Annotated in this window: 24 protein-coding genes; 12 read left to right on the top strand and 12 right to left on the bottom strand. The window is 35.3% G+C overall.

The features are described from left to right. Positions 1-55 precede the first annotated feature (55 nt). Positions 56-829 (bottom strand): AMP nucleosidase, encoded by a 774-nt coding sequence (locus ACQUQZ_RS16305; protein WP_435356090.1) that lies wholly within the window; start codon positions 827-829, stop codon positions 56-58. A gap of 121 nt (positions 830-950) precedes the next feature. Here ACQUQZ_RS16305 and ACQUQZ_RS16310 point away from each other — a divergent pair, with 121 nt between their 5' ends. From ACQUQZ_RS16310 to rplI, 4 genes are all read left to right on the top strand, one after another. Next, positions 951-1,400 carry a type I restriction enzyme HsdR N-terminal domain-containing protein gene (locus ACQUQZ_RS16310; protein WP_435356091.1) on the top strand — a complete coding sequence of 150 codons (450 nt, stop codon included), beginning with the start codon at positions 951-953 and terminating at the stop codon, positions 1,398-1,400. Positions 1,401-1,525: 125 nt separating this feature from the next. Beyond that, the gene (gene rpsF, locus ACQUQZ_RS16315) at positions 1,526-1,924 is read left to right on the top strand and encodes a 30S ribosomal protein S6 (protein WP_435356092.1); all 399 of its coding nucleotides are present in this window, start codon (positions 1,526-1,528) and stop codon (positions 1,922-1,924) included. A 16-nt stretch (positions 1,925-1,940) separates the two neighbouring features. Then, positions 1,941-2,195, top strand: a complete 255-nt coding sequence (rpsR, locus tag ACQUQZ_RS16320; RefSeq protein WP_435357664.1) for a 30S ribosomal protein S18 — start codon at positions 1,941-1,943, stop codon at positions 2,193-2,195. Between the two features lie 81 nt (positions 2,196-2,276). Beyond that, positions 2,277-2,720, top strand: a complete 444-nt coding sequence (gene rplI, locus ACQUQZ_RS16325) for a 50S ribosomal protein L9 (RefSeq protein WP_435356093.1) — start codon at positions 2,277-2,279, stop codon at positions 2,718-2,720. Between the two features lie 56 nt (positions 2,721-2,776). On the opposite strand, the gene ACQUQZ_RS16330 is transcribed toward rplI, so the two are convergent. Both ACQUQZ_RS16330 and ACQUQZ_RS16335 read right to left on the bottom strand, forming a co-directional pair. Beyond that, positions 2,777-3,391: a response regulator gene (locus tag ACQUQZ_RS16330; RefSeq protein WP_435356094.1), complete on the bottom strand. Its 615-nt coding sequence runs from the start codon at positions 3,389-3,391 to the stop codon at positions 2,777-2,779. After that, positions 3,384-5,354 (bottom strand): ATP-binding protein, encoded by a 1,971-nt coding sequence (locus ACQUQZ_RS16335; protein ID WP_435356095.1) that lies wholly within the window; start codon positions 5,352-5,354, stop codon positions 3,384-3,386. Before ACQUQZ_RS16335 ends, ACQUQZ_RS16330 begins: the two co-directional genes overlap by 8 nt. 135 nt (positions 5,355-5,489) lie before the next feature. On the opposite strand from ACQUQZ_RS16335, the gene ACQUQZ_RS16340 reads away from it, so the two are divergent. The 5 genes from ACQUQZ_RS16340 to ACQUQZ_RS16360 are packed head-to-tail and all read left to right on the top strand — an operon-like array spanning position 5,490 to position 9,873. Continuing rightward, positions 5,490-5,993, top strand: coding sequence for a hypothetical protein (locus ACQUQZ_RS16340; protein WP_435356096.1), 504 nt, complete (start codon positions 5,490-5,492; stop codon positions 5,991-5,993). Between the two features lie 2 nt (positions 5,994-5,995). Next, positions 5,996-6,457 (top strand): hypothetical protein, encoded by a 462-nt coding sequence (locus tag ACQUQZ_RS16345; protein ID WP_435356097.1) that lies wholly within the window; start codon positions 5,996-5,998, stop codon positions 6,455-6,457. A 19-nt stretch (positions 6,458-6,476) separates the two neighbouring features. Then, on the top strand, positions 6,477-7,712 hold the full coding sequence (locus ACQUQZ_RS16350; protein WP_435356098.1) for a hypothetical protein: 1,236 nt from the start codon (positions 6,477-6,479) through the stop codon (positions 7,710-7,712). Positions 7,713-7,737: 25 nt separating this feature from the next. Next, entirely contained in the window at positions 7,738-8,778 is a 1,041-nt protein-coding gene (locus tag ACQUQZ_RS16355) for a hypothetical protein (protein ID WP_435356099.1), read from the top strand. A 54-nt stretch (positions 8,779-8,832) separates the two neighbouring features. Further along, positions 8,833-9,873: an OmpA family protein gene (locus tag ACQUQZ_RS16360; RefSeq protein WP_435356100.1), complete on the top strand. Its 1,041-nt coding sequence runs from the start codon at positions 8,833-8,835 to the stop codon at positions 9,871-9,873. 42 nt (positions 9,874-9,915) lie between these two features. Here the strand turns inward: ACQUQZ_RS16360 and nadE are convergent, their stop codons facing one another. Continuing rightward, positions 9,916-11,943, bottom strand: coding sequence for an NAD(+) synthase (nadE, locus tag ACQUQZ_RS16365; RefSeq protein WP_435356101.1), 2,028 nt, complete (start codon positions 11,941-11,943; stop codon positions 9,916-9,918). A gap of 324 nt (positions 11,944-12,267) precedes the next feature. Between nadE and ACQUQZ_RS16370 the strand changes: the two genes are divergently transcribed. From ACQUQZ_RS16370 to ACQUQZ_RS16380, 3 genes are all read left to right on the top strand, one after another. Next, on the top strand, positions 12,268-12,798 hold the full coding sequence (locus ACQUQZ_RS16370) for a DUF2975 domain-containing protein (RefSeq protein ID WP_435356102.1): 531 nt from the start codon (positions 12,268-12,270) through the stop codon (positions 12,796-12,798). An 11-nt stretch (positions 12,799-12,809) separates the two neighbouring features. Beyond that, positions 12,810-13,025: a helix-turn-helix domain-containing protein gene (locus ACQUQZ_RS16375; protein ID WP_435356103.1), complete on the top strand. Its 216-nt coding sequence runs from the start codon at positions 12,810-12,812 to the stop codon at positions 13,023-13,025. Positions 13,026-13,433: 408 nt separating this feature from the next. After that, positions 13,434-16,019 (top strand): outer membrane beta-barrel protein, encoded by a 2,586-nt coding sequence (locus ACQUQZ_RS16380; protein ID WP_435356104.1) that lies wholly within the window; start codon positions 13,434-13,436, stop codon positions 16,017-16,019. Between the two features lie 166 nt (positions 16,020-16,185). Here ACQUQZ_RS16380 and rplQ read toward each other — a convergent pair whose 3' ends face one another. The 8 genes from rplQ to map form a co-directional block, all read right to left on the bottom strand. Then, on the bottom strand, positions 16,186-16,779 hold the full coding sequence (gene rplQ, locus ACQUQZ_RS16385; protein ID WP_435356105.1) for a 50S ribosomal protein L17: 594 nt from the start codon (positions 16,777-16,779) through the stop codon (positions 16,186-16,188). Between the two features lie 151 nt (positions 16,780-16,930). Continuing rightward, positions 16,931-17,920, bottom strand: coding sequence for a DNA-directed RNA polymerase subunit alpha (locus ACQUQZ_RS16390; RefSeq protein WP_435356106.1), 990 nt, complete (start codon positions 17,918-17,920; stop codon positions 16,931-16,933). 117 nt (positions 17,921-18,037) lie between these two features. Then, a complete protein-coding gene (gene rpsD / locus ACQUQZ_RS16395; RefSeq protein ID WP_435356107.1) occupies positions 18,038-18,643 on the bottom strand; it encodes a 30S ribosomal protein S4 in 606 nt (201 codons plus the stop codon). A gap of 246 nt (positions 18,644-18,889) precedes the next feature. Next, positions 18,890-19,285 carry a 30S ribosomal protein S11 gene (gene rpsK, locus ACQUQZ_RS16400; protein ID WP_435356108.1) on the bottom strand — a complete coding sequence of 132 codons (396 nt, stop codon included), beginning with the start codon at positions 19,283-19,285 and terminating at the stop codon, positions 18,890-18,892. A gap of 117 nt (positions 19,286-19,402) precedes the next feature. Then, entirely contained in the window at positions 19,403-19,777 is a 375-nt protein-coding gene (gene rpsM, locus ACQUQZ_RS16405; RefSeq protein WP_188763497.1) for a 30S ribosomal protein S13, read from the bottom strand. 5 nt (positions 19,778-19,782) lie between these two features. Then, on the bottom strand, positions 19,783-19,899 hold the full coding sequence (gene ykgO, locus ACQUQZ_RS16410) for a type B 50S ribosomal protein L36 (RefSeq protein WP_055144362.1): 117 nt from the start codon (positions 19,897-19,899) through the stop codon (positions 19,783-19,785). Positions 19,900-19,977: 78 nt separating this feature from the next. Continuing rightward, positions 19,978-20,196 carry a translation initiation factor IF-1 gene (infA, locus tag ACQUQZ_RS16415; RefSeq protein WP_015027350.1) on the bottom strand — a complete coding sequence of 73 codons (219 nt, stop codon included), beginning with the start codon at positions 20,194-20,196 and terminating at the stop codon, positions 19,978-19,980. Between the two features lie 127 nt (positions 20,197-20,323). After that, positions 20,324-21,133, bottom strand: a complete 810-nt coding sequence (map, locus tag ACQUQZ_RS16420) for a type I methionyl aminopeptidase (protein WP_435356109.1) — start codon at positions 21,131-21,133, stop codon at positions 20,324-20,326.

Consider the following 21,133-nt stretch of genomic DNA (forward strand, 5'->3'; position numbering starts at 1 on the left):
AATTGTTGGTATTTTTAAAATTCATTTCTATCAATTACTCATTCAATCATTGGCTTTATTCAAACCTCAAGTGCTTCACTGACTCACCCGAATTGGCCAATTCATTCAACGAATCAATACCGATTTGCAAGTGTCTTTCCACAAAAGCCCCTGTTACTTTTTTATCACTCTCTTCGGTTTTTACTCCATCTGGTATCATCGGATTGTCAGAAACTAATAATAAGGCTCCATGAGGAATAGCATTGACGAAGCCAACTATAAAAATCGTAGCGGTTTCCATATCAATGGCCATTGCCCGAAGTTCACGAAGATAATCTTTGAAAGTTTCATCATGCTCCCAAACTCGACGGTTAGTGGTATAGACAGTACCTGTTTGATAGTCAAGCTCATGTTTTTTTATCATCGAACTCACTGCTCTCTGTAAACGAAACGATGGTAGAGCTGGTATCTCTGGTCGAGCATAATCATTACTTGTTCCTTCACCTCTGATAGCGGCAATGGGTAAAATCAAATCTCCCAATTTTGTTGATTTCTTCAACCCTCCCACTTTTCCTAAAAAAAGCACTGCTTTTGGAGAAACTGCCGTCAGCAAATCCATTATCGTAGCGGCTACTGCACTGCCCATTCCGAAATTAATAATGGTAATATTGCCTGCTGATGCTGTTTGCATTGCTCGGTCTTTGCCTTTTACTTCTACACCATACATTTTGGCAAACATATCAACGTAATTGCCAAAATTTGTTAATAAAATATAAGGTTTAAATTCATCTAAAGGCGTACCTGTGTATCGTGGTAACCAGTTTTTTACAATTTCTTCTTTTGTTTGCATAATCTTAATGACGTAAATTTGTTGTAAAATGCTGTGTTTTGCTTAATCTTAGCAAAGAGCATATTAGAGATTTAAAGCCAAAAACTCATTAAATAGTTCCTACCACTAAAATATTTCCCAGATGACTCCGCTCAATCTCCCATCTTATGATTACAAAACTAAAGAAATTGATGGAAAAACCTATATCCATGATGCCATCAGAAAAAAATATTTGGTTCTGACTCCAGAAGAGTGGGTTAGGCAACATTTTATTCATTTACTCGTAACACATTATGGCTATGCTAAAAGTCTGATTCGTCTCGAAGGAGGACTTGCCTACAATCGTCTGCAAAAACGTTCAGATATTGTGGTTTTTGACAGAGATGGAAAACCATTTTTATTGGTGGAATGTAAGGCTCCAGAAGTAAAAATCAATCAGTCTGTGATTGAGCAAGCTTCACGCTATAACCTTACTTTACGATGTCCTTTTGTAGTAGTTACTAATGGTTTAAACACTTTTTGCTTTGAAATAGACTTTGAAACAGAAAAATTTATTCAATTAAAAGACCTTCCAACGATAGAACGAAGCTAATAAAGCTAATTTTTAAGTTTTTTTATAAATTTTTCATTCTACATTCTGCATTATACATTATTTTTCTTACCTTTGCACCCTCATTTTTGAGGAAAATAAATTTTATCATTAAACACTGTTTTAGTATGTTTCAAAACCAGTATGAGACGGTTTTCATTCTAACTCCCGTTTTATCTGAAACTCAGATAAAGGAAGCTGTCGAAAAATTCAAAAAAACATTGACTGATACAGGTGCAGAGATAGTTCATGAAGAGCATTGGGGTCTTCGTAAATTAACTTACACCATTCAGCACAAGAACACGGGGTACTATGAGTTGATTCAATTTAAAGCAGCTCCTACTACAGTAGCTACTTTAGAAACTGAATACAAACGTGATGAGCGTGTAATGCGTTATTTGACTACGAAATTAGACAAATATGCCATTGATTATAGCGACCGCCGTAGCAAAGGCTTAGTTGGCAGAAAAAATGTAGAATCAGCTCCTGCAGAAAAAGCAGCGGCATCAAACGAAACTAATGACTAAGATGAGAAACAACGCAATGTCACTCGTAAACGACCCTGTAGATAGAAAAGATCAGGCTCGCAAAAAATATTGTCGCTTCAAAAAAGCAGGTATTAAATATGTAGATTATAAAGACGCAAACTTCTTATTGAAATTTGTAAATGAGCAAGGAAAAATTCTTCCTCGTCGTCTTACTGGCAATAGCCTTAAATTTCAGCGTAAAGTGGCTGTCGCTATCAAGCGTGCAAGACACTTGGCATTATTGCCTTTCGTAGCTGATGGACTTAAATAGTTCTGAGTTTTGAATTCTGAGTTCTGAGTTTTTTACTCAAAATTTCTAATTCATAATTTATCATTCATAATTCAAATTGAAATGGACATAATATTAAAAACTGATATTGTTGGTCTTGGATATAAAAACGACATGATTTCTGTAAAACCAGGTTATGCTCGTAACTATCTTATTCCACAAGGTTTTGCTCAGATGGCTTCTGAGTCAAATCGCAAGATTTTAGCAGAAAATCTTAAACAAGCTGCTCACAAAGCAGAAAAAATCAAAACTGCTGCCTTGACATTGGCAGAAGAAATTGGAGATATGGTTATCACGATTCCGATGAAAACTGGCGAAAGCGGTAAAATTTTCGGACGTGTGACTAACACTCAAATTTCTGATTACCTAAAAGATAAAGGTTTCGATATCGACCGCAAGAAAATTGCTATGGAAGATGTGAAATTTGTAGGTGATTTCTCAGCAATTCTTGATCTTCACAAAGAAGTGAAACACAAAGTTGCTGTGAGCGTAGTTTCTGAAGCGTAAGATTCTTACCAAGAAAATATAAAAAGCGTACATTTCGAAAGAGATGTACGCTTTTTTCATATCAACCTCTCAGTAATAGCCAACTTAATCAACTGAGCAGTATTCTGAACATCATATTTAGCAAGCATATTTTTACGATGACTGCTTACAGTGCTGACATCAACAAAAATTAAATCGGCAATTTGCTGATTAGTGAGACCATCAGCAATTTTGATGAGAATTTCTTTTTCTCTGCGTGTGAGCGTAGGTATCGGAGCTTTATCTTGTTTTTTGAGAGCTTGTGAGGCAGAAATACTAAAATAAGTTTTTCGCTGAACAACCGCCTTAATGGCATCAACGATTTCGTATTTAGCGGCATCTTTCAGAATATAACCACTTGCACCGTTATCCATCATTTTTTTGATAATGCTTTTTTCATTATTGATACTCAAAGCAATCACATGAATAGTCGGAAATTTTTCTTTGACCATCTTGCATAACTCTATTCCATTGATGTCAGGCAAATTAATATCCATCACAATCACATCTGGCTGAATATGATTCAGTTTTGCTAAAAAATCCTTCCCATTATCAAAATAATCTGTGCAGTTTATTTCTTTTTCACGTTCAAAAATCGCTTTGATGCCTTCAGTAACAAGCGGGTGGTCTTCTACCAAAAATAAATTAATCATGACTTAGTGGAATTTCGATGTAATACGAACAACCATCATTGGGTTTGGTTTGCAAATCAATTTTACCTTTGAGGTAATCAATACGGTTATAAAGATTCTGAATTCCCATACTCTTTGTTTTATTTACCTGATGTACATCAAAACCAATACCATTGTCCTCAATCGTAATATTAATCTGATTATTTTCTGCTATCACCTGCACCAAGGCTTCTTTTGCCTTTGCATGACGAATAATATTCGTTGTCAATTCTTGAATAACCCTAAATATAGTAGTTTTATAGATATTTTCTAATTCAATCGTATCCAAACCAAAACTTTGATAGGTAAATACAACACCCGAATTTTCAGAAATAGTTTGTATATAATCTTTGAGAGCCTCTTCAAGTCCCAATTTTACTAAACTTTCTGGCATCATATTGTGCGAAACCCGCCTTAATTCTGACAGCGATTCATCTAATAGACTCATGCTTCGCTCAAAAGCTACAGCGTGTTCGTGTTGTAAGATAAATGATGTTTTCATGTTTTGAAATGAGTATTTTACACTTGATAATATACCGCCAAGGCCATCGTGCAAGTCCTTCGCCAATCGACTTCTTTCTTCGTCTTGTCCTTGCAAAACTGCTCGTCCAGCCAAAATTTGTTTTTCATTTTCAAGTTGCCGAAGTTTTTGTTCGTGTAAAATCTGTTCTTGTTTACGTATGCGATTGCGGTTATGTATCCACAGACCAAAGAATATTAAAGCCCCTACCAAAATAACAATCGAGAAAATAAGCAGGCTATTCAGTCGCTTTCTGTATTGGTTTTCATCAGATAATTGATGCAAAGCAACTTCCTTTTTTTCGGTTTCATATTTGGTTTCAAGTTCTTTAGTATTTTTCAGAATAGCGTTGTTCAGACTGATATTTCGCAGTGAATCAGCCAATAAATTATATCTTTCAGCCAAAATTGGGTCTTGATTATTGATCAAAAGCAACTTGGCATATTGTGTATAATATTGCTGTAAATGGTTGATATTTTTAAGTTTTTCGTCTTTTTCAACGGCTTTTTTGATATAACTGAGTGATAATGGATAGTTATGGTTATAGTAATGTGCCACCGAGAGCCAATAATCGGCTAAAGAAGTTCGCTCGGCCGATTGGAGTTGTGGACTTAATTTAGCCAATTCAGTAGCGTGTTTTAGCAGGCTTTCATAATGTTGGGTTTCGACATCGTGGTAACAAAAATTCTGTAAAGCATCAGCCATTGCGATTGCATCATTGAGTTTTTTTGCCAACGCAATTATCTGATTATTAACCGTTTCGGCTTCTTTTCTTCGTTTAAGTTTCCACAAAATGCCTTCTTTGTTTATCAAATGACTCAAATAAAAGCCATCTTCAAACATTTTACTGATGTCTATTGCATGATTGATATATTTTAGGGCAGTCTCTTGTTTATCAGTTTGGGTAAAAATAGAACTTAGGTCATTATATACGTTGGCAATTTTCACACTATCATTGACAGCCTCAAAAATCTTTAAAGATTTAAAATAGTAATTTGTTGCCGAATCAAGTTTTTGCATCAAAGCAAATGTATTCCCCATGTTTTCGTACATAATTCCTTCACGCATTTTATCTTTTTTCTCGACACTAAGCCTTACTCCTTCTCGCAGCAAAACCAAGGTTTGGTCATATTTACCTTCGAGGTTTAGCAATTCTCCTTCGCTCGAAAAATATCGAACAATTCCTCGTAAAAATGACAATTTCTTACTCAACTCATAGCCTTCGAGGTAATATTTACGTGCCGTTTTTATGTCATTATAGGCATATTCATCTCCAATTTTATTCAACAATTTCACTCGATTCGTATCGGGTTTCGAGGATTTTAGTTTTTCGAGCAGCGGAGCCGGCTCGCCTGTTTGTGCCATTGATTCAAAGCACAAAAACGAAATAAAAAAGACATATAAAACTCTGTCTATCAGCTTCATAGTTTCAAGATTCAGCTTCTGAATAATATTTCAAAGATAGGGGTTTATCAACTATTAAAATTCCCCCTTTTGGTGGAAAAAAAATAATTTTTCACCCTATAATTTTGACCCATCAATAAAAAAATCGAATCAACCATGAAAATACTACTTTCTATTGCTCTGCTATTTTTTTCAATACTCACAAATGCACAAAATTCAATTATTAAACTGATTATGGTTAGTGGGCCAAATGCTGGAAATTATACAGCAAATTCAGATAAAACTACTTGCAGTTGTGGACTTACAGGTGAAAAATCTTTTGGGAATCAGTTTTCCCAAAAAGTTGCTAAAGACAATGATTTTTCGAGCCTTCAATTAATTGTTGATGATAAAGATGCTGCTCTAAAAGGCACAAACAATTTTTATATTAAGGTTGCTTTTGGAAAAATTCTAGTTGGCAAAAAATATGAAATTGATGGAAGAAACAGCGGAATTGGATTTACTAAAAAAATGGGAAAAGGTATTTGTACACTAACCAAACATGGTAAAAGTTACGATGCTCATATTGTTGGGGAAACAAGCGATGGCGTAAAGATAGATGCCACTTTGGTCTGTAATAAAACAATGTTTAAGAAAAACGAACAATATATTGAAGAATAGACATGAGAAAACTACTTTTTATACCTATCGCATTGATTATTAGCCATTTAGGGTTTGCTCAATTATCAAATAAATTCCCACCCGAAACAATGGGTTATAAACCTGTTGATAAAGCAGATTGCAATTCGCTCAATATGGCAGGCATTCCACCCATGAATACTTGTTCACAAAAATATAGTAATGGAAAACTGACAATTACTATTACTCTGACTGAATACCCTAAAGGCAATCCAACTATTGTCAATGTCGGTGGAAATGACCAAGGAGATGACCCTTCAGCAGGCTCATATTCTTACGAAAAAATTATAGTCGGAAAAGCAAAAGGAAGCATCACATTTATGAAAAGTAGCAAAATGGCCACTGCTTCAATGGCTATTGACGACAAAATAATTATTGATGTAAATGGAGCCAATCAACCAAATATTGATGCCGTAAAGGCATTAGCTAAAGCAATCAAATTATAAATAAAGCCCCTTAATTACAATGAAAACAATCTTATATATTGTATTTTTTATTGCACTTCTTAGCAAAACTTCAGCCCAAGAAGGTCGCCCTGCATTGGCTTCGGAGACAAACGAGGATGAAAGAGTAAAAAATATTATCAAAAAGGCTTTCCCACACGATTTAGAAAATTGGGAAGTCGAAGACGAATCCAAAACCGATGGAATCACATGGTTTCATAATGGTGGAGAAGCGGCTAATAGCCCATTTATACACCAATATAAAATTAATTATAAACGTAAAAACGTAAGTGAGCAAGAACGCGAAAAGTGGAAGAAAGTAGCCGTTGATGTGCTTGGCATTCAAAAAATGATGGCAGAGACCGAATGCGAAATAGTTGTTACAGTCAATACTTTTTTTACAGAATTTGAGGCCGAAAATCTACAAACAAAAGCCGTATCGCCATTTAATCTTAGCATGGTAGGCCCATTTGAGGCCAAATACTTCGTGGGAAATGGGTGGAAATTAAGCAAAAATGAAACTTTAGAAGAGAATCGCAGAAATTATGTAGTAGAAGCTGCAATTAATAAGACTGTTCCGATGACTCAAATTCAAACCATTCACTTAGATTGTACTGGCTCACCGACTGTTATTGATTTCTTTCTAAAAAATACTGATTTAAAAGCAATACAAGCTCTAGTTGGACAAAACAAAATCATCCAACCAACTAATAATCAGTTAGTTATAAAAGAAAAACCACTCGCCAAACCACTCGAAGGGAACAATGAAATTGAATTTACACTCAACGGAGGTGATTTTAACAATCGAGCTTTCAAGCTAAGACATTCAAAAGATGGCGAATTTGGATATCTACTTAACAACCATCCAAATCCAGCGATTACAGATAATGCTATCACAAGAATTTTGATTCAAGAAGACGACGATTTTGCGACCAAAAACAAAACGGGCTTTCTTGATATTACCATTCCGTTCATTAGAAAAACAGGAGAATTTGAGGTTTTTAAAGGGGCAGAAAAAGCCTCGTTTACTGGTGGAATAAATTGCTGGGATGGGTGTGAATATAGTTTCGATGCCGATGGTATGAAAGTTAATGTTTCGAGATATGATGCAGTTGGTGGTTTTATTGAAGGAACGTTTGAAGGAGAAGTGACTGTGGGATACAAAATAAATCAACCACTTGATAATGACCAAAAAAAACGTCCAAATGCACAAATCAAAGGGAGATTTAAAGTCCATCGAAAAGAAGACAGGTATTGAAAATTTATTTATTTAGATTTAAACTATGAAAAAACTTATTCTACTACTGCTCATAAGCATCTTTGTTGATGAGCATATTTATGCCCAAACCCCTGAAGGCTGGACCAAAGAACAATGGGACGAAGCCGTTGCAGGAAAAGCCTCAAAGTTGTATTTATACTCAGACAAAGATTTGTTGGAGGCATCAGAAGCCTGCATGATTAAAATTCAGTTAATCAAAATTCCGAATGCTGATCCAAACAATGAAACGCCTTCGCTACAAAAAGAGTATCAATATCTTGATTTGCCTCTTGGCGAAGCAAATCCATATACAATTAGCAATTGGAGAATAGTAGAAGGTGGTGGGAATATAGTCGGAATAGACAATAATACTATCAGTTATACCGCTCCCAAAAACAGACCTACGGCAGGTAAAATGCTTATTTCGGTTGATTTAGTACCTAATAGCTCAAATCTTCCCAAAGTACAATTACTAAAAACCCTTTTTTTTGTAGAAAACGAAAGTTCTTTTACGCTTAATATTCCTGTTATTGGCATCATCAATGCAAAATTTACTAATACCAGCAATGGTGGAGTTGCGGGATTAGCAAAAGGTAATATTCCACAAATGGCTTATGACGTAGCAAAATCTAAAGGATACGACCTCAATGCACTTACCAATAATGCTATGTATATCTATAATGCCAGCGAAAATACTTCGGCTATTACATTCTCTGGATTAACTCTTGAGGGCATTGATGGGGGAAATAAAGAGGCTATTCCGAACGCAGGAATATTGGGAATATCCTATAAAGGGAAAGGTGTAGGCAGCTTCCCTTTGGCAGTAGAGCAAAAAGGAGAAAATATTGGAGTAGTGATGAGCTTTATGCAAAAAGGCTGTGGGTGTAGTCGTGATGCTTATTCTGACGATGAAATATATAACTGCACAGGAAAAATAGCAATTACAAAAGATGACAGCAAAACTATTGAAGGAAAATTTAACACAGTTATTTTTTCAGACGATGGTAATGGGCATGTTGTTCGAGGTCGATTACAAGGTAAATTTAAAGCAATGAAAGCCAACTGAATTTGGATTTGGGAATTCGAATTTAACTAACAAAAATTTATACTTATAAATATCATGAAAAAACTTATTCTGTTTTTAATTTTTACTTCTCCTTTAGGGTGGATCGGCATTTCAACTGGGGAACTTTTTGCCCAAGACATTAAAGCCTACCAAAATTATGATTTTGTGGCTGGTGATAAAATCATTTTTTCTGATGATTTATCAGATTCACAAACTGGAGAATTTAGTACACATTGGAAACTCAATGGCGGGCAGGGTGTAGTCAATATGGCAGGAGAAGAAAAAGCCTTTTTTATTACAAAATACTATACAGCTCTTTCGCCAAGGGTTAAAACGCCCAACTACCTACCCAAAGAATTTACAATTGAGTTTGATACTTGGCTTGATGCTGCTTATGATTCAAATAATGGATTAAGCATTTGTTTCAAAAATGGAGAAGATTGTCCTGTAAGAATCATCACAAATAATAGCCAGTGGGTTTGCGAAAACCCAGAAGGTAAACTAACTGGCGAGTTGCCTAAAGGTATTGTAAATGAAGATTATTTCAATAAATGGCATCATGTTGCCATTGCAGTCAAAGGTGGGCAAATCAAAATTTATTGTGACCAATATAGGGTCTTGGTAGTACCCGAAGTCGCCTTCAAAGCCACCACAATAGCTGTTTTGGGAGATGCAAGTGATGGCATGAATATGATGTTTAAGAATTTTAAATTAGCTTCAGGAGGTGATATGAATATGATTGGCAAAGCATTTACTGATGGAAAGTATATTTCGCACGGAATTAATTTTGATGTAAACAAATCTACCATTAAACCTGCTTCGATGGGAGAAATCAATGCTATTGCTAAAATATTGAAAGATAATCCAACCTTGAAATTTGAAGTAGGTGGGCATACAGATACGGATGGCGATGATGCAAGTAACATAAAATTGTCAGAAGCAAGAGCCAATGCAGTAAAGGCTCAGTTAGTAACCTTGGGAATTGACACAGGTCGACTGACAACCAAAGGCTATGGCGAAACCAGACCTATTGCAGATAACAAAACTTTTGAAGGAAAAGCTGAAAATAGAAGAGTGGAGTTTGTGAAAATGTAAAATTAAAATGCCGTCGTTTTTGTTTCAACGGCGGCATTTTGATCAAAACCCAATTCTTCCTCTCGATTTTCTTCTATCCCCTTTTTCGATGTATTCTCGCATATCGGTTAATTCTTTTTCAAATCCCCCTGATAAAATCGGGAAGCGACACCAGCCTCGTGGGTCGAGATTATAGCTATCTAAGTGAAAACTCGGTGCATAACGCTCACGTTTCCATTGGTTTCTACTCCACATTCTAAAGAATTTTTCTACCCAATTGGCCAAAGTTGCTTGATCGAAACGCCCAGCATATTGAGCTTCCATAAACAATAAACATTCCAATGGAGGCTTTTTATCTCTGATAGCCACTCCTTCGATTGAATTCAGCACTTCATAAGGCATCAAATCTTTTTCATCTGTTTGTTTGGTCTCCAATGGTCGTAACTCGGCAGTTGGTTGAAGGCTGTTTACTTTATTTAAACCCTCAATCTTGATATGTTTTCCTTTTACATCACATCCAACAGTTTCGAGCCAAACCAACCATTTTTTTAGCCAAAATTTATCAATTCCTGCAATCGGATTGATACTTCCAGCAGTGTCGCCGTCCATTGTACAATACCCCACCGCAACTTCTGAACGATTTGAAGTAGCAATTAATAAATGATTATGTAAATTTGTTAACAACCAAACACTTGGAGCTCGAACCCTGGCTTGAATATTTTGTAATGCTAAATCGTCGGTTTCCCAAGTTAAATCTCTTCCTATTTGTTTTTCAATAAGGTCTTTATATGTTTCTACCAATCCATTGATATTGACATTATAAAAAGTTGCACCGATATTTTTTGCTAAACTTTCTGCCGATTCATAAGTATCTGTCGAGCTATTTTCAGTGCCTTGATAAATGCTATGAATCATTTTTTCGGCAATTTGCTCAACTGTTGTGCAATCTTGTATTTTTTTAATGAAAAAAAGTTTTTTCTTGAATGCTTCCAAACCAATACTCTCATCAGCCAAACGAATCATCAGACCACATAAAGCTACACACGCACAAGAATCTGCTCCACCCGAAAGCGAAACGGTGAAACCTTGTGAACGAGATTTACGAAGATAATCAAACAAGGCCAAACTCACCGCACGAGCAAATTCTTCTTCTTTTAAAAATCCTCCTCTTTCAAACTTTTCAAGTTCAGCAACTTGTGGAAAAACTGGCTTGATTTCTGGAAAATCAAATAAAGCTGGCACTTTCCAATTCCCTTGCGTTATTGGCGATTTTACTTGCGAGTGATTGACTTTGGGCATTTCTACATCTATCACGGCACTTGTTACATAGAAATCAGCATAACCAAATCGAGGTGAAGACACCAACAAATTTCCGTCAGAAGCAATCATGGCATCTCCATCAAAAATCAAACGACCAGATTCGTTACCAAGTAAATTGGTATAAATATAACTACAAGCAAACGAACGGCTTCCATCAATGACAAATCGCTCACGAGTCACAAATTTTGAAAACGAAAATGGGCTTGCACTTGGATTAAGTATAATATCAACTCCCCTATCAAACATCGCACGTCCAGGACGATTGGCTACCCAAGCATCCTCACAAATCTCAAAGCCAATTCGAACCCCACTCAATTCAAAAACCAAATCACCAATTGGATACTTGAATTCGTCAATTTCGATTTCGTCTCGCACACCCGCCTGCCAACGATGAAACCAACGGTCTTCGTAAAATACGCCATAATTTGGCAAATGTTGCTTACAAACAAAACCTAATATTTTTTTATTAGCTATCAAACAAGCTGTGTTATATACCTTATTATTATATCGAATTGGTAAGCCTACCGAAACAATCATACCCGAAGTATGCTGAACGATTTCAAGCAGGCTTTCTTTGGCTTGTTCAACCAAATCCCATGAATAGAAAGCATCTTCACACCCATAACCCGTGATACATAACTCGGGTAAGCATAATAAACTAATATCCTGTTTATCAGCTTCCTTGATACAATCAATAATATTTTTTTGGTTTTGTTCCCAAGCCAAAGGTGTTTGGTTGAGTGTTCCTGCCGCTACTTTTATGAGTTTCATTAAATAATGAGTGTATGAGTGAATAATTGAATGAGTGAATTAATCGCAATTCTCATTAAATACTCAGGTTTATAAAATATGAACTTAGCCTTATCTGATTATCGCTACAAAGATAACAAAAACTGTGAGGGCTAAGTTTGCAAACACTTTGTTTGTAACACAATTTTCCAAATTGTAATAAGAAAAGGAACAAGTTAGAAATTCATCTTACAAGATAAAAAAATGCTTATCAATATATATTTATTAAAAAACAGAATATATTTATTGTTTATCAATAAATAATTTTTACATTTGTGTCATCAATCATTTAAAAACATAAATATTATGAAAGCACAAACCAAAACAATTTTAGAAATAATCAAATATTTAGCCCTCATAGGTGCAATTGGCTTCTCGATTGAATGTGGAAGTCAAATTTTTTCATTGATAATCAGTTTTTTTAAGCCTGAAGTAGCCGCAAAATTTTATAAAGTAAGTCCAAAAATCTATGAATTAAGAAATTTTGACCTACGGCATTTTGGTTTCACTATAACCTTGATTATTAGTTTCTCCGCCATGAAGTCCTACATTTGGTATTATCTCTTTGATTTTCTAAATAAATTGAGCTTGAAAAATCCTTTCACTATTGAAATCTCAGCAAAGATTCAAAAAATTAGTTATTTGCTATTCGAACTTTGGGTCATTTCATTTATTGGCAATAGTTATATTGGTTTTGTAAGTAAAGAATCAGGTATTGATTTAGCCAATCATTTCAATCATGGTGAATATTTCTTCATGGCAGGAATTGTTTACATCATTTCACAGATTTTCAAACGTGGCGTAGAATTACAAGAAGAAAATGAATTAACCGTTTAAAACCAACTACCATGCCTATAATCGTAAACCTTGATGTGATGCTTGCCAAACGCAAAATGCCATTGTCAGAATTGGCCGAAAAAGTAGACATCACCTTAGCAAATCTTTCTATTCTAAAGACTGGCAAAGCGAAAGCTGTTCGTTTTTCTACTTTAGAAGCCATTTGTGAAGTCCTCCATTGCCAACCAGGCGATATTTTAGAGTTTGTTGCAGAAGATATTAAATAATTTTAAAATAGACGCAACCCTCTTCTCAAGATTTGCATCTAACTATAAACTGCTAATTTTTGCGTGTCAAACCGCTCATCACAAAATAAAAACCACTTGTGTAATAACTATTACCTTGTATTACAAAGTACCGATATATTTGTATCATAAATTATGAAAAAGAAGAGTTAATAATAAAGTAAAACATAAAACTATCTCATTTTGAGATAGTTTTATCTATCAAAATCTGTAACTCAGCGTTTAATTTTTGCATCTAATATTTGAATTTACACAGTATCTATAAAACCAAAGAAAAAATTGAGGATGAGATACGAGATAAAAGGTAATTCGTGAAAAAAGCTATTTCACTAATTCTTAATTTCTATACTCATTTCTAAAACTAAAAGCTATTACAAAACAATTACTTTAATGAAAAAGCTATTACTAACAATGTTACTCGCAAGTGCGAGCCTACTTTCCTTTGCTCAAAACTCTCAAGTTTCATACAAAGGAAAAATTTCGGGAAGCCTCTTCGATGAAAAAAAACAAGCTCTGCCTTTTGCCAATGTTCTACTTTTAAAGGTAAAAGACTCAACGCTCACTAAAGGTGTTGTGAGTGATTTAGATGGGAAATTCAATTTTGACCAAGTTGCCGTCGGGAATGAATCTCAATATATCGTTTCTGTATCAATGGTTGGCTATAAGAAATATTTTTCACCAAAAATTGCTTTAAGCGATGAAAATTTAGAAGTAAAATTATCAACCATTCAACTTGAATTAGACACAAAAAATCTAAAAGAAGTCAGCGTTACGGCAAAAAAACCATTCATAGAACAAAGAGCAGATAAATTGGTTGTCAATGTCGAAGGAAGTTTGGTAGCAACTGGCAATACGGCCTTAGAAGTGTTGCAAAAATCACCTGGTGTATCGGTTGATAACAATGATAATATCAGTGTAAAAGGCAAACAAGGCGTACTTGTTTTGATGGATGGTAAGCAAACGTATATGTCACAGAGTGATTTGGCAACCTTGCTCAAAAACATGAGTAGCGATCAAATTGAGAAAATTGAAATTATCTCAAATCCTTCGGCACGATACGATGCTGCTGGGAAGGCCGTAATCAATATCGTAACCAAGAAAAACAAAAATTATGGTACAAATGGCAGTATTTCAGCAGGATTTTCGGCAAGTTTTCCACCAGTATTAGAGTCTGGACTAAGCAATGACTTCAGTAAAACTGAAACTGTTAAACCTGGTATGATGCCAAAATACAATTCGAGTTTAAACCTCAATAACCGTCAAGGAAAAGTAAATACTTTTGCAAACTTGACTTTTTCAGACAATCAACGTTTCAATAACAATGTTTTGACTCGTGATATTGGTGGCAAAATATTTGAGCAATACGCCGTTCGTTACAATGAAAGTCAGAACTTCAGTTATAAAATTGGCTCTGATTACTATGCCAACAAAAAAACTACGATTGGATTCTTGGTAAATGGTAGTGCTGGAATCTGGCAAAATAATCCAAATACGCCTGTTATAAACACTACTTACATCAAACATGCTGGTAGTACAATTCCTGATTCAAGTCTTCGTACAACTGCCAGTAGTTATCAAACTTGGAAAAATGTAACGCTCAATACAAACTTCAAGCATACGTTTGATTCAACTGGTAAAGAATTAACTGCCGATGTGGATTATTCAATTTATAGTAATTTGAGCCGTGAAAGAGGCATGGATACTCGTTTCTATAAATATATTGATAATAAAGAAACTGAATATGCTTTGCCACTAAACATCACCAGTCATATTCCTAATAAATACAATATTTTTGCATTAAAAACTGATTATGTACACCCTTTGGCAAAAGCAAAGGCTCGTTTGGAAATCGGAGCAAAAAGTAGCTGGGTAAGGTCTGACAATGATATTCAATTTTTCCAAAATGGCTTAGCTGATAAAGGACGAACAAATTTCTTTATTTATCAAGAAAATATCAATGCAGCCTATGTCAATTTCAATAAAGAATTGAGCAAAAAATTGAGTTTACAAGCTGGTTTACGTATGGAACATACACATTCTAAAGGCGAGTCGGTTACACTTAATGAAAGTCGTGAACGTAATTACGTAAAGCTTTTCCCAAGCGTATTTTTAACACAAACAATTAACAAAAACAACCAACTTTCGTACTCATATAGTCGCCGCATCGAACGCCCAGATTATGGTTCTTTGAATCCTTTTATTAATTTCCTTGACCCTTATACCTATCAATTAGGAAATGAATATTTAAAGCCACAATATACCAATTCATTTGAATTGACTCATAGTTTCAAACAAGCTTTTGTAACAAGTGTCGGTTATAGTGTTACGACCGATTTTATGACAGAAGTAATTAAAAATGCAGTAAACGAACCTTTAATCTTAGCAAAAATCAAAAAATACAATAATATTGAAGGCATTGATCCTGAGAAAATAACTTTTGCAACAAGAGACAATATTGCAAAATTTGAAAACATTAATGCGAATTTTAGTTTTCCAATTCCAATTACTAAATGGTGGTCGTCACAAAATAATGTATCGGTATTTTATAATAAATATTCAGGAGCATTGTTAGGTCAAAATCTCAATACTGGACAATGGGCTTATAATTTTTATACCAGTCAAAACTTGAAACTACCGAAAGAATTATCGGCCGAAGTATCTATGTGGTATAACTCTCCCAATATTTATGGGATGATGCAAGGAAGAGCCCAATATGCTGTCAACGCAGGTTTACAAAAAAGTTTTTGGAATAAAAAAGCCAGCCTTAAACTCAACATAAACGACCTCTTCTTGACAAGTTTCTGGGGTGGAAAAACCGATTTTGCTAACGTAAAACTGAACATCCGCAATCGTTGGGATAGTCGTAATGCTCGCTTAACTTTCACCTATAAATTTGGAAATCAAAATGTAAAAGCTGCTCGTCGTCGTAGTACTGCCACTGAAGCAGAACAAGGTAGAGTAAGAACTGGAAATTAAACTATGTATTCTATGATTTCAAAACCTGTAAGGATTAAAAAAATCCTTACAGGTTTTTTATTTGATAAGTCGGTTGTGTGACAACTTATTTTAGGGCGGGACAGTAACTAAATACAAAAAGCCCCAAACTTTCATTTGAGGCTTTTTGCAAGAACTTAAACTATTCTTATGCTTCTTTCGCTTCTTCTCCTTCAACTGATGGAGTTTCGTCTTGAGATGGCTCAACTACGTCAGCAACAGTTTCTACTGGAGCAACTTCGGCTATTGGAGCTTCTTCTACAACCACTGCTGATGATTCATCAGCAATAGTAGCAGTTTCAGTAGTACCTTCAGCTTTTTTACCACCACGACGGCTACGACGAGTTTTAGTAGATTTTTCTTCTACTGAAGTCAATAATGCTTCGTTATAATCAACCAATTCAATCAAGGCAACTTCAGCATTATCACCGAAACGAGTTCCTAATTTGATAATACGAGTATAACCCCCATTACGATTAGCTACTTTCTCAGCAATTTCACCGAATAATGTTTTTACAGCCTCTTTGTCTTGCAAGTAAGAGAAAACAGTTCTACGTGAGTGAGTGCTATCATTTTTCGATTTCGTAATCAAAGGCTCAACATATTTACGCAATTCTTTTGCTTTCGCCAAAGTTGTTTCGATACGTTTGTATTGAATTAATGAAATCGCCATGTTTTGCAACATCGCCTCTCTGTGAGAATGAGTTCTCCCTAAATGGTTGATTGTATTTCCGTGTCTCATTGTTATTTTTTCGTAAGTAACGGTCAAAAAAGCCTAACGCAGTCTCAGCAATTCCACCTATCACGATTATTAATTAATTTACTCGATTACTGCGGTACGATAATATAAAAAAATATCTCCTCACTTTTTACGGCGAGGAGATGATTTAATATCAATCTTCGTCTAACTTGTATTTCATTACATCCATTCCGAAATGTAAGCCTTTATCAGCAACCAATTGTTCTAACTCCGTTAATGACTTCTTACCGAAGTTACGGAATTTCATCATATCAGCTACTTCAAGTCTTGCCAAATCGCCTAATGTACGAATATCAGCAGATTTCAAACAGTTGTAAGCACGAACCGACAAATCAAGGTCTTGCAATGAAGTTTTCAATAACTTACGCATGTGTAAGAATTCTTCATCAACAATATTGTCTTCGTCGTCTTTCTTGGTATCAAATACCATGTTTTCGTCCGTAAACTTCAAGAAGTGTTGAATCAAAATATGAGCAGCTTCTTGCAAAGCTCTCTCAGGATGGATTGAACCATCAGTTTTGATTTCAAGCAATAATTTTTCGTAGTCAGTACGTTGTTCTACACGAGTATTTTCAATGCTATACTTCACATTTTTGATCGGAGTATAAATTGAATCTACAGAGATAAAACCGATAGGCAAATCATTTTGTTTTTGCTCATCAGCAGCTACGTAACCACGTCCTTTGTCAACAATGATTTCGATCTCAACCTCCTTTTGGTCGTCCAAACGAGCGATTACTAAGTCAGGATTTAAAATCTGAAAACTTTGAGTGAATTTACCGAGGTCTCCCGCAGTTAAAACACTTTGATTTTTGATTCTAACTGTAAATTTATTATCTACATAGTCAGAAACTTTTTTGAAACGAACCATTTTAAGATTCAAGATGATTTCAGTTACATCATCTACAACCCCTTCAATGCTCGAAAATTCGTGTAATACCCCCGGAAATCTTACAGAAGTAATTGCGTAACCTTCTAAAGAAGATAACAAAATACGACGAAGTGCGTTTCCGATGGTCACACCATACCCTCTTTCGAGTGGTTTAAACTCGAAAAAGCCATGGAAGTCGTCAGCTTTTTCCATGACAACCTTGTCAGGCATTTGAAATGCTAATATTGACATACGTATGCAGTGTGTTTGTTTTCGTTAACTAAAAGGTGGTTAGCTACACCACCAATAAAAAAACGTAGCTGTGCCACTGTCGTTTTTTTCGACAATGGCACAACCACAAGACAAATATTATTTGTTATATAACTCGACGATTGCCTGCTCGTTGAAGTTTTCAGGTATTTGGTCACGCTCAGGATAGCTGATAAATTTACCAACCATTTCTGTTGCATCCCACTCTAACCAATTGTAACGTTTTGTATTGCGTGCTTTCAAACTATCAGCGATAGTCAATAAGGCCTTTGATTTTTCACGCACACCAACAATTTGGCCTGGTTTTAAAATTAAAGAAGGCACATTTAATACATCACCATCAACCGTAATATGACAGTGAGTTACTAATTGACGAGCAGCACGACGTGTAGGAGCAATACCTAAACGATAAACTGTGTTATCTAAACGACCTTCACAAAGTTTCAACAAGTTATCACCAGTACGTCCTTCTTTCACTGAAGCAAGGTGAAAGAAACGTGCAAATTGACGTTCTAATATACCATAAGTATATTTCACTTTTTGCTTCTCAATCAATTGTTGACCGTACTCTGATTTTTTACTTTTACGACCTTTTCCGTGTTGTCCTGGAGGGTACGCTTTTTTTGTTAATGCTTTACTTGGACCCATTACTGGCTCTCCAAATTTTCTTGAAATCCTTACCTTTGGACCTGTGTATCTTGCCATTTTAATTGATTTTTAAATGAAATAGAGATTGATTAGCCCCAATGTCCAAACTATCAATCGCTTCAATAAGCTGATTTTCAGCAATGAAACAACGGCGAACCGTTTTCTATCTCTAATCTCGTTGGTAAACGAGAGACGTTTTGAATTATTATATACTAAGACAATAAAAGAATGAAAACTTTAAAACGTAAATTTAATGTAAAAACATTAGATTTAAGCTTATCATTTACATTCTTCTATTATTTATTAAACTCTTCTACGCTTAGGCGGGCGACATCCATTGTGTGGAAGTGGCGTTACGTCAGTAATTGTAGTAACTTCGATACCTGAGTTTTGAATAGTACGGATAGCAGACTCACGTCCTGAACCCGGCCCTTTAACAAAAACTTCAGCTTTACGCATTCCTGCTTCGTAAGCTACTTGAGCACAACTCTGAGCTGCCATTTGTGCAGCATAAGGTGTATTTTTCTTTGAACCTTTGAAACCCATTTTACCTGCTGAACCCCAAGAAATTACTTGACCTTGGCTGTTGGTTACAGAAATAATGATGTTGTTGAAAGAAGCTCTGATGTGTACTTGACCTACGGGTTCAACTACGACAATTCTTTTTTTTGCTTTATCTTTTCTTTTTGCTTGTGCCATTGTGACAAAACATTGTTAAATGATTGGCAGTACAGAAAAACCTGTACTCTGTTCGATTTTCTTCCCCTAAAAATAGTGAAAATCCAAATTTTAATCCCATTTAGGAATTGGGGTCTCTTACTTAGTAGCTTTCTTTTTGTTTGCTACAGTCTTACGTTTACCTTTACGGGTACGTGAGTTGTTTTTGGTACGTTGTCCACGAAGTGGTAAACCTTTACGGTGACGAACACCACGGTAACAACCAATGTCCATCAATCGCTTGATAGCCAATTGGACTTCTGAACGCAATTGACCTTCAACAGTCATTTCTTCCGTAATAATACCACGGATGGCATTTGCTTCACTGTCATTCCATTCGCCAGCTTTTTTATCAAAACTGATATTAGCTTTTGTTAAAATCTTTTGTGACGCACTACGACCAATACCGTAGATGTACGTAAGGGCGATTTCGCCTCTTTTTTTGTCTGGGATATCAACACCTGCAATCCTCATAGAAATTAGCCTTGTCTTTGTTTAAACTTAGGATTCTTTTTGTTAATAACGTAAATCTTACCCTTTCTGCGGATAACTTTACAATCAGCACTACGCTTCTTTACCGACGCTTTTACTTTCATTTCAAAATTAAATTAATGAATGAGTGAAAGATCGAATGAGCAAAATAACTTTAAAATAATTCACTCATCCTATCAAAATTACTTATAACGATACGTAATTCTTGCTTTACTTAAATCATAGGGTGACATTTCTAATCTAACTTTGTCACCTGGCAAAATACGGATATAATTCATTCGCATTTTACCTGAAATATGGGCAATTAACTCATGTTGATTCTCTAAACGCACACGAAACATGGCGTTTGAAAGAGCCTCAGTGATAATGCCGTCAACTTCGATATTTGATTGTTTTGCCATTAAATAATTTTTTGGTTATTTGAAAGTGGATATTCGGTGATTTGAAACTTTTAATACTCAAATCGCAACGGCGAACCGTTGACACATCACTACGGCGAACCGTCTCCAAATTTTCAAATTATTTTAATTATGCAATAAATAAATTTTTACTTTTTAAAACTTCTTCGATGTATTGAAAGGTAGTCAATATTTCAGCTTTTCCTTTTCTTACAACTACTGTGTGCTCATAATGAGCTGCTTGCTTACGATCTTCAGTACGAATTGTCCAACCATCGTTTTCTTGTACAACTCCTCTTCTTCCTAAAGTAATCATTGGCTCTATTGCTATTACCATTCCTTCTTGTAATCTTGGCCCGTTTCCACGCTTACCAAAATTAGGTACTTCAGGCGATTCGTGTAAATGTCTTCCAACTCCATGTCCTACTAATTCTCTTACCACACCATACCTAAACTTTTCCGCATAAGATTGAACCGCAAAACTAATATCTCCAACTCTGTTACCTGTTCTTGCTTGCTCAATTCCTTTGAAAAGTGATTGATATGTTTGTTTAAGCAACTCTAACACTTCATTATTTACTTCTCCTACTGTGTAGGTATAAGCACTATCAGCGTGATAACCATTTTTGAAAACACCACCATCAACTGAAACGATGTCTCCATCTTTCAAAACTCGATTACTTGGTATTCCATGTACCACCACATCATTTAAAGAGATGCAAAGACTTGCTGGAAATCCGTATAATCCTAAGAATGAAGGCTCTCCACCGTTATCTTTAATATAATCGAAAGCTACTTTATCTAATGCTTTAGTCGTAACTCCAGGTTCTATCAATTTAGCTACTTCAGCATGAGCTTTACCTAAAATTTCTCCATTCTTACGAATAATTTCTAACTCCTCTTCCGACTTTAGATAAATTATATTATCTTTTTTGCTCAT

Source organism: Emticicia sp. SJ17W-69 (assembly GCF_051209875.1).
Lineage (GTDB): Bacteria > Bacteroidota > Bacteroidia > Cytophagales > Spirosomataceae > Emticicia.